This is a genomic window from Streptosporangium sp. NPDC006013 (assembly GCF_040614275.1).
Taxonomy (GTDB): Bacteria; Actinomycetota; Actinomycetes; order Streptosporangiales; family Streptosporangiaceae; genus Streptosporangium.
The window spans coordinates 1-8404 of sequence record NZ_JBEXUE010000435.1; the positions used below are offsets into that span (position 1 = coordinate 1).

General features: G+C 70.8%; 7 protein-coding genes. 2 read left to right on the forward strand and 5 right to left on the reverse strand.

The genetic code is table 11. The annotated features are described in order from the left end of the window. Positions 1-44: 44 nt before the first annotated feature. Entirely contained in the window at positions 45-2012 is a 1968-nt protein-coding gene (gene thrS / locus ABZ260_RS40495; protein ID WP_355628240.1) for a threonine--tRNA ligase, read from the reverse strand. A 68-nt stretch (positions 2013-2080) separates the two neighbouring features. Continuing rightward, on the reverse strand, positions 2081-2686 hold the full coding sequence (locus ABZ260_RS40500; protein ID WP_355553579.1) for a glycoside hydrolase family 25 protein: 606 nt from the start codon (positions 2684-2686) through the stop codon (positions 2081-2083). 93 nt (positions 2687-2779) lie between these two features. On the opposite strand from ABZ260_RS40500, the gene dapD reads away from it, so the two are divergent. Continuing rightward, entirely contained in the window at positions 2780-3757 is a 978-nt protein-coding gene (dapD, locus tag ABZ260_RS40505) for a 2,3,4,5-tetrahydropyridine-2,6-dicarboxylate N-succinyltransferase (RefSeq protein ID WP_355553576.1), read from the forward strand. A 174-nt stretch (positions 3758-3931) separates the two neighbouring features. Then, on the forward strand, positions 3932-4546 hold the full coding sequence (locus ABZ260_RS40510; protein WP_355628243.1) for a hypothetical protein: 615 nt from the start codon (positions 3932-3934) through the stop codon (positions 4544-4546). Positions 4547-4566: 20 nt separating this feature from the next. Here ABZ260_RS40510 and ABZ260_RS40515 read toward each other — a convergent pair whose 3' ends face one another. From ABZ260_RS40515 to recQ, 3 genes are all read right to left on the reverse strand, one after another. Further along, positions 4567-5463, reverse strand: coding sequence for an LLM class F420-dependent oxidoreductase (locus ABZ260_RS40515; RefSeq protein WP_350956985.1), 897 nt, complete (start codon positions 5461-5463; stop codon positions 4567-4569). A 97-nt stretch (positions 5464-5560) separates the two neighbouring features. Next, the gene (locus ABZ260_RS40520) at positions 5561-6223 is read right to left on the reverse strand and encodes a TrkA family potassium uptake protein (RefSeq protein ID WP_350927237.1); all 663 of its coding nucleotides are present in this window, start codon (positions 6221-6223) and stop codon (positions 5561-5563) included. Positions 6224-6356: 133 nt separating this feature from the next. Continuing rightward, positions 6357-8255: a DNA helicase RecQ gene (gene recQ / locus ABZ260_RS40525; protein WP_355628247.1), complete on the reverse strand. Its 1899-nt coding sequence runs from the start codon at positions 8253-8255 to the stop codon at positions 6357-6359. Positions 8256-8404 lie beyond the last annotated feature (149 nt).

The following is an 8404-nucleotide window of genomic DNA, read 5'->3' on the forward strand; positions in this document are numbered from 1 at the left end:
GGCCCCCCGAGGGGGAGCCGGACCCGGAACGCCTCGGAGAAGGCTCAGACCTGGAGACGGCGCTCGATCGCGTCGACGATCTCGGCGATCGCCTCGTCGACCGGGACCCCGTTCTTCTGCTCGCCGTTGCGGAAGCGGAAGGAGACAGCGCCGTTGGCGATGTCGTCGTCGCCCGCCAGGAGCATGAAGGGCACCTTGGACTTCTGCGCGTTGCGGATCTTCTTCTGCATCCGGTCGTCGGAGGCGTCGACCTCGATCCTGATGCCCCGCTCGCGAGCCTTCTTGGCGACGTCCTGAAGGTAGGGCACGTGTGCCTCGGCGATCGGGATGCCGACCACCTGGACCGGCGCGAGCCAGGGGGGGAACGCGCCCGCGTAGTGCTCGACCAGGACGCCGAAGAAGCGCTCGATCGAGCCGAACAGCGCCCGGTGGATCTTGACGGGACGCTGCCGGGTGCCGTCCGCGGCCTGGTACTCGAGCTCGAAGAGCTCGGGCAGGTTGAAGTCCAGCTGGATGGTCGACATCTGCCAGGTGCGGCCGATGGCGTCGCGGGCCTGAACGGAGATCTTCGGACCGTAGAAGGCGGCGCCCCCGGGGTCGAGGACGAGCTCCAGCTTCTCGGACTCGGCGACCTCGCGCAGCGTCTCGGTCGCCTCCTCCCACACCTCGTCGGGGCCGACGAACTTCTCCGGGTCCTTGGTCGACAGCTCCAGGTAGAAGTCGTCGAGCCCGTAGTCGCGGAGCAGGTCGAGTACGAAGCGCAGCAGCGACTTGAGCTCGTCGCGCATCTGCTCGTGAGTGCAGTAGATGTGCGCGTCGTCCTGCGTCATGCCGCGCACGCGGGTCAGGCCGTGGATGACGCCGGACTTCTCGTAGCGGTAGACCGTGCCGAACTCGAACAGCCGCAGCGGCAGCTCCCGGTAGGAACGCCCGCGGGACCTGAAGATCAGGTTGTGCATCGGGCAGTTCATCGGCTTGAGGTAGTACTCCGCCCCCTCCAGCTCCATGGCCGGGAACATCCCGTCCTTGTACCAGTCGAGGTGGCCGGAGATCTCGTAGAGCTTGCTCTTGGTGATGTGCGGGGTGTTGACGAAGGAGTAGCCCGCCTCCTCGTGCCGCTTGCGCGAGTAGTCCTCCATGACGCGGCGGATCACGCCGCCCTTGGGGTGGAAGACCGGCAGGCCGGAGCCCAGCTCGTCGGGGAAGGAGAACAGGTCGAGCTCGGCGCCCAGCTTGCGGTGATCCCGCTTCTCGGCCTCCTCCAGCAGGTGGAGGTACTCGTCCTGCTTCTCGCGCGACTCCCAGGCGGTGCCGTAGATCCGCTGGAGCTGCGGGTTCTTCTCGCTGCCCCGCCAGTAGGCGCCGCCGGTGCGCATCAGCTTGAACGCCGGGATGGACCGGGTGGTCGGCACGTGGGGACCGCGGCACAGGTCCTTCCAGCACAGCTCGCCGGTCTTGGGGTCGAGGTTGTCGTAGATGGTGAGCTCGGCACCGCCCACCTCGACGCTCTCCTCGTCGGCGACCCCGCCCTTGAGGCCGATCAGCTCCAGCTTGTACGGCTCGGCGGCGAGTTCCTCGGCCGCCTGGTCGTCGGAGACGGGCCTGCGGGAGAAGAGCTGGCCCTGCTTGACGATCTCACGCATGCGCTTCTCGATGCGCTTGAGGTCGTCGGGGGTGAAGGGGTTCTTGACGTCGAAGTCGTAGTAGAAACCGTTCTCGACCGGCGGGCCGATGCCCAGCCTGGCCTCGGGGAAGATCTCCTGAACGGCCTGGGCCATGACGTGCGCGGTGGAGTGGCGGACGATGGCGCGCCCGTCGGGGCTGGCCGCCTCGACCGGTTCGACCACGTCGCCCTCGGCCACCGGGGCCGCGAGGTCCTTCAGCTCGCCGCCCACGCGGGCGGCGACCACGGAGCGGCCGTCCGCCTCCAGCGCCTCCCCGTACGTCGTGCCTCCCGCCACCACACGCGCGGCTCCGGCGAGGGTGATACGAAGTTCTGGCACGGCCGACACGGTTGCTCCCTGGGAGACGTCGATGGATGGTCCGAAATCGATGCTACCGGTGTCGGCGACGCGATTTCTCAGGCGTCGCGGCTCCGGCGGTAGCCCAGCGAGGTCAGCTCGGCCCGGGTCCCGCGAAAGACGTTGCGATCCAGCGGCTTGTGCGAGTGCTGGTGAATGGTCCACCTCCGCCACGGGCTGGGCACCTGCGGCCTGCCCCGGGGCGCGTCGGGCGCGGCGATCCACAGCGGGTAGGTCTCCAGCCCGGCGCAGTTGCCGTTCTGCGCGAACGCCTGGAACGTGTAGACCACCGGCTTCACCCCGGCCAGCGCGATGATCGCCTGGCACCAGCTGCGGGCGAACCGCGCCACCCTGGCGGCGGGCAGGTGGTCGTTGGTCTCCAGGTCGAGGGCGAGCAGATCGCCCCTGCGCAGCCCTCCGGCCCGCTGCACGATCTTCAGGAAGTGCACCGCCTGCACCTCGGGGTCGCCCGCGGGGCGGGCGAAGTGGTAGGCGCCGCAGACGATCCAGCTCTCGCGCATACCGTTCCAGTTGGTGCCGAACCACTTGTCGGTGAAGGTGCTCCCCTCGCTCGCCTTGGCGAAGGCGAAGGAGACCCCGCCCTTCGCCTGCGCGCCCCAGTTGACGGCACCCTGCCAGTTCGACACGTCGATCCCCTGCAGCATGGCGGCCACGCTAACCGGCGGGCACCGCGGGCACACGCCCGACGCTCCCTCGGCATACTGCCGTTGCGACCGCTTTGGCTAGGCTTGGTCGGTGTGAACGCAGCAGCTCAGATCTCCGGCGCGTACGCGACCGGCATCGCGACCATAACTTCCGGCGGGACCGTGCTCGACACGTGGTTCCCGTCCCCGCAGCTGGGCGAGCCCTCCGCTCCGGGCACCAGCCGGCTGAGCGCGCAGGAGGCCGCCCAGGAGCTCGGCTCCGAGGTCGCCGCGCTGCTCGGCGTGGACGAGGACCGCGGCGTGGAGGTGGTCGCGGTGCGGACTCAGATCACCAAGCTGTCGGAGGCCCCGGCCGACACCTACGACGTCTACCTGCGCCTGCACCTGCTGTCGGCACGCCTCGTCCAGCCGCACGGCCTGAACCTTGACGGGCTGTTCGGCCTGCTCGGCAACGTGGTGTGGACCAACCACGGTCCGTGCGCCGTCGAGGGCTTCGAGCGGGTACGGCTCCGCCTGCGCGCCCGCGGCCAGGTGACCGTCTACGGCGTGGACAAGTTCCCCAGGATGGTCGACTACGTGGTGCCCAGCGGCGTCCGGATCGCCGAGGCCGACCGGGTCCGTCTCGGCGCGCACCTGGCGAGCGGCACGACCGTGATGCACGAGGGTTTCGTCAACTTCAACGCCGGGACGCTCGGCGGCTCCATGGTCGAGGGCCGTATCTCGGCGGGCGTCGTCGTGGGCGACGGCTCCGACGTCGGCGGCGGCGCCTCGATCATGGGCACCCTGTCCGGCGGCGGCAAGCAGGTCATCTCCATCGGGCAGCGCTGCCTGCTGGGCGCCAACAGCGGCATCGGCATCTCCCTCGGTGACGACTGTGTCGTGGAGGCGGGCCTCTACGTCACCGCCGGGACCAAGGTGGCCCTGCCCGAGGGCCAGGTGGTCAAGGCGGCCGAGCTCTCCGGTGCCTCCGGCCTGCTGTTCCGCCGCAACTCCACCTCGGGAGCCGTCGAGGTCGTGCCCCGCCAGGGGACGGGCGTGGAGCTCAACAGCATCCTGCACGCCAACGACTGACCACCGGCACGCCGCCGCGCTCGCGGGGGCGTGCCGGAGGCCGTGGGGCCCGCGGATGCTCGTCCCCGGGTCTCCCGGCTGGCAGGGTGGCCTCACGGACCTCACCCCGATGCGGGCGCCTCCGGCCTCCTGCCCGGATCTCGGGACCGAGGCCCTGGCGCTGGAAGGATTCAGATGACCGGTCAGGAGATGGCGGACGACGGGAGCGGCGCGACGGCGGCGGCCCGGTGGGTGACGGGGCTGTTCGCGCCGCAGGTGCTGGTCATCGGGCTGCCCCCGGCCGTCGGCCTGGTGGCCGACGGGTGGCGGGGCGGGGCATGGGGCCTGGTGGCCTCAGCCCTGTGCGGCGGCATTCCCGCCCTGGTGATCCTGGCCGGGGTCCGTTCCGGACGCCTGGACTCCCACCATCTGGTCGACCGGGCGAGCCGGACCAGGCCGCTGCTGGTGGCGGTCGCGGCGGTGGTCGTCGCGCTGGTGCTGCTGATCTCCCTCGGCGCGCCGCGTCTGCTGGTGGCCACGGTCACCGCGATGCTGGCCGCGCTCGCGGTGACGGTCCCGATCACTCTCAAGTGGAAGATCTCCTTCCACGCGGCCGTGTCCGCGGGCACCGTGGTGGTGCTGGCCCACGTGCTGCCCGCGGCGCCCACCCTGGTCGTGGGCGCGCTGGTGGTGGCGACGGTGTGCTGGGCGCGGGTCCGGCTCACCCACCACACCCCCGCCCAGGTCGCCGCCGGGGCCGTGACCGGTGCCGGCACGGCCTGGGCGGCCCTGAGCGCCTTCGGCGTCTGAGCCGGGCGGGTGCCGACGCGTCAGAGAAGGCTCTTGAGGAACTCCCTCGTCCGGGTGCCGGGAGAGTACTCGGCGGCGACGAAGTCGGTGACCCCCGCCTTGGCGAGCGCCTCGATCCGCGCCGACACCTCGTCCTCGTCTCCGACGATCGCCACGTCGGCCGGGCCCGCGGCCCCCTCCCGATCCAGCATCGCCCGGTAGGACGGCAGCTGGCCGTAGATCTCGAACCGCTCCGCGGCCAGCGCCCTGGCCGCCTCGGCGTCGTCGGTGACGCAGATGGGCAGCGCGCACACGATTCTCGGCTCGGGGCGCCCCGCGGCCCGCGCGGCCTCGGTGACGGCGGGCGCCACATGCTCGGCCACGGTCCGGGGACCGGTCATCCACAGCACGGTGCCGTCGGCCATCTCCCCGGCCAGCCTGAGCATCCTAGGGGCCAGCGCGGCGATGAGCACGGGCATGTCCCTCGGTCCCGGTGTGCTCAGCCCGAGCTGTCCGGTGAGGGTCTCCCCCTGGAAGGACGCGTTCTCCCCGCGTACCAGCGGCATCAGGATCGACAGGTACTCGCGCATGTGCCGGGCGGGCCGCTCGAAGCCGATGCCGTACATGCTCTCGATCACCAGCTGGTGCGAGAGCCCGATGCCGAGCGTGAGCCGCCCGTCGAGGGCGGCGTTGACCGTGAGCGCCTGCTGGGCGAGGGCCGCCGGATGGCGCGGGTAGGTCGGGACGACGGCGGTGCCGAGTTCGATCCCGGGCACCTGGTTTCCGGCGACGGCGAGCGCGGTCAGCGCGTCGAGGCCGAAGATGTGGGACATCCAGGCGGAGGAGAAGCCGTCGTCGGCCGCGCGGGCGATGCGCTCCCGCAGCTTGCCGAGCACGTCCGGCTCTTTGGGTTCGTTGAGCAACAGTCCGAATCGCATCGCTACCGAACTCCGTTCTAGTGGTTCCGCCCAGTGTAGATCGACGACGGTGACCACACACGGATATACCGGCACGCGGGCCACATGGCGGGGGCGGTCACGGGAGTTCGGTGAACCGCTCCACCTGCTCTATCTTGCCCGCGATGACGATCACGTCGCCGTAGCTCAGCACCGTTCCTGAGTCGGCGTAGGTGAACTCGTCGTACTGGCCCTTGACGCAGACCACCGTCACGCCGTACTTACGCCGCAGGTTGGACTCGCCCAGGGGCACGCCGACGTACTCGCGGGGCGGCCGGGTCTTGACCACCGCGTAGTCGCCGTCCACCTCCATGTAGTCGAGCATCCGCCCGTTGAGCAGGTGGGCCAGCCGCTCCCCCATGTCGTGCTCGGGGAGGATCACGTGGTGGGCGCCGACCCGCTCCAGGATGCGGCCGTGCTCGCGGCTGATCGCCTTGGCCCAGACGTCCTCGATCTCCAGTTCGACGAGCAGGGAGGTGGTGAGGATGCTGGACTCCAGGTCGGTGCCGATGGCGACCACCGCCCGGTAGAAGTCGGGCACTCCGATCTGGCGCAGCGCCTCGATGTCCGTGGAGTCGGCGACGACGACGTGGGTGAGCTTCCCCGCCAGGCTCTGCACCACCTTGGGGCGGCTGTCGATGGCCAGCACCTCGGTTCCCCGCCGGGAGAGCTCGAGTGCGAGGGAACCGCCGAAGCGGCCGAGCCCGACGACCACCACGGGGTCGTTCCTTCTGTCAGGCAACGATCGTCCTCTTTCGGGAGTCCGCAGCCGCGGGGGGCCGTCAACGCGAGGAGCCCGGAGGTGGACGACAGCCTCCAGGCCCCTACCTGCGTGTCATTGGGGCGCTGAGGCCCGGATTCCGCCCGATTCTACCTCAGGGGAAGGCCAGGAGACCTTCCTCGCTTCCCGTGGGATCGGGGCCGGAGCCGGAGCCGGCGAGGGTGTCGAGGACCTGCTGGCCGTACTTGGCCAGCTTGTTCTCCCCGACCCCGCTCACCGTGCCCAGCTCGGCCAGGGACGAGGGGGACCGGGTCGCGATCTCGCGCAGGGTCGCATCATGGAAGATCACGTACGCGGGCACCCCCTGTTCCTTCGCGGTGGCTCCGCGCCAGGCGCGGAGCAGCTCGAACACCGGCACCGCCTCCTCGGGCAGCTCGACGGGCTCGGCCCGGCGCGAGGAGGAGGTCTTCGCGGCCTTGGCGGGCCGGGCCGCCATCGTAGGCTCGCGCCGCAGCGGGACCTGGCGCCGGCGCCCCAGCACCTCCGCGCTCGCCTCGGTCAGCACCAGCGTGCCGTAGTCCCCCTCGACGGCCAGCAGCCCCTGCGCCAGCAGCTGGCGCACCACGCCACGCCACTCGGCCTCGCCCAGCTCCGTGCCGATGCCGAACACCGTCAGGCCGTCGTGATCGTGCTGGATGACCTTGGCCGTCTTCTTCCCGAGCAGGATGTCGATGATCTGGCCCGCGCCGAACTTCTGGCGGCGCTCGCGCATCAGCCGGAACACCGTCGACAGGACCTTCTGCGCGGCGACCGTGCCGTCCCAGGACTCGGGCGGCGACAGGCAGGTGTCACAGTTGCCGCAGGCGGCGGCCTGCTGGCCGAAGTAGGCGAGCAGCAGCACGCGGCGGCACTCGACCGCCTCGCACAGGGCGAGCATGGCGTCCAGGTGGGTGGCCAGGCGGCGACGGTGGGCGTCGTCACCCTCCGAGGTGTCGATCATCTTGCGCTGCTGCACGACGTCCTGGAGGCCGTAGGCGAGCCAGGCGGTGGAGGGCAGGCCGTCGCGCCCCGCCCTGCCGGTCTCCTGGTAGTAACCCTCGATGGACTTGGGCAGGTCGAGGTGGGCGACGAACCGCACGTCGGGCTTGTCGATGCCCATGCCGAACGCGATCGTGGCGACCATGACGAGGCCGTCCTCGCGCAGAAAGCGTGCCTGGTTGGCGGCGCGGGTGCGGGCGTCGAGGCCCGCGTGGTAGGGCAGCGCCTGGATACCGTTCTCCACCAGGAACTCGGCGATCTTCTCGACCGAGTTGCGCGACAGGCAGTAGACGATGCCCGCGTCCCCGGCGTGCTCGGCGCGGAGCAGGTCGAGCAGCTGCCGCTTCGGCTCGTTCTTGGGAGCGATGCGGTACTGGATGTTGGGCCGGTCGAAGCTCGCCACGAAGTGGCGGGCCCCCTCCAGGCTGAGCCTGGAGGCGATCTCGGCGTGGGTGGCCCCGGTGGCCGTGGCGGTCAGCGCGACGCGCGGCACGTCGGGCCAGCGCTCGTGCAGCGCGGACAGGGCGAGGTAGTCGGGCCGGAAGTCGTGCCCCCACTGGGCCACGCAGTGCGCCTCGTCGATGGCGAACAGCGAGATCGTCCCGCTGTCGAGCAGGCGCAGCGTCGCGTCGACCCGCAGCCGCTCCGGCGCCAGGTAGAGCAGGTCCAGCTCACCGGAGAGGAAGGCCGACTCGACCTGGCGGCGCTCCTCGAACTCCTGGGTGGAGTTGAGGAACCCGGCCCGCACGCCGAGCGCCGTCAGGGCGTCGACCTGGTCCTGCATGAGCGCGATGAGCGGCGAGATCACCACCCCCGTACCCTTCCGCACGAGCGCGGGGATCTGGTAGCACAGCGACTTGCCGCCCCCCGTCGGCATGAGCACCAGGGCGTCGCCGCCGGCCACCACGTGATCGATGATCTCCTGCTGGCCCTCCCGGAACGAGTCGTAGCCGAAGACGCGCTGCAGGACCCGCGACGCGTCGCTCACCTCGGGGTCGTTCTCGGGGAAAGACATCGGGTCATTGTACGAGGCACCCCCGACAGCCGGGGGCGAACCGGCCACAAGGCCGGAGGACGGCGAAGGTGCCGCCGGCTCCAGCGGGACGAGGTGCGGCTCGACCACCGGCAGGTCGGTGCGGAGCTTGTTCTGGATCAGGGTGCGGG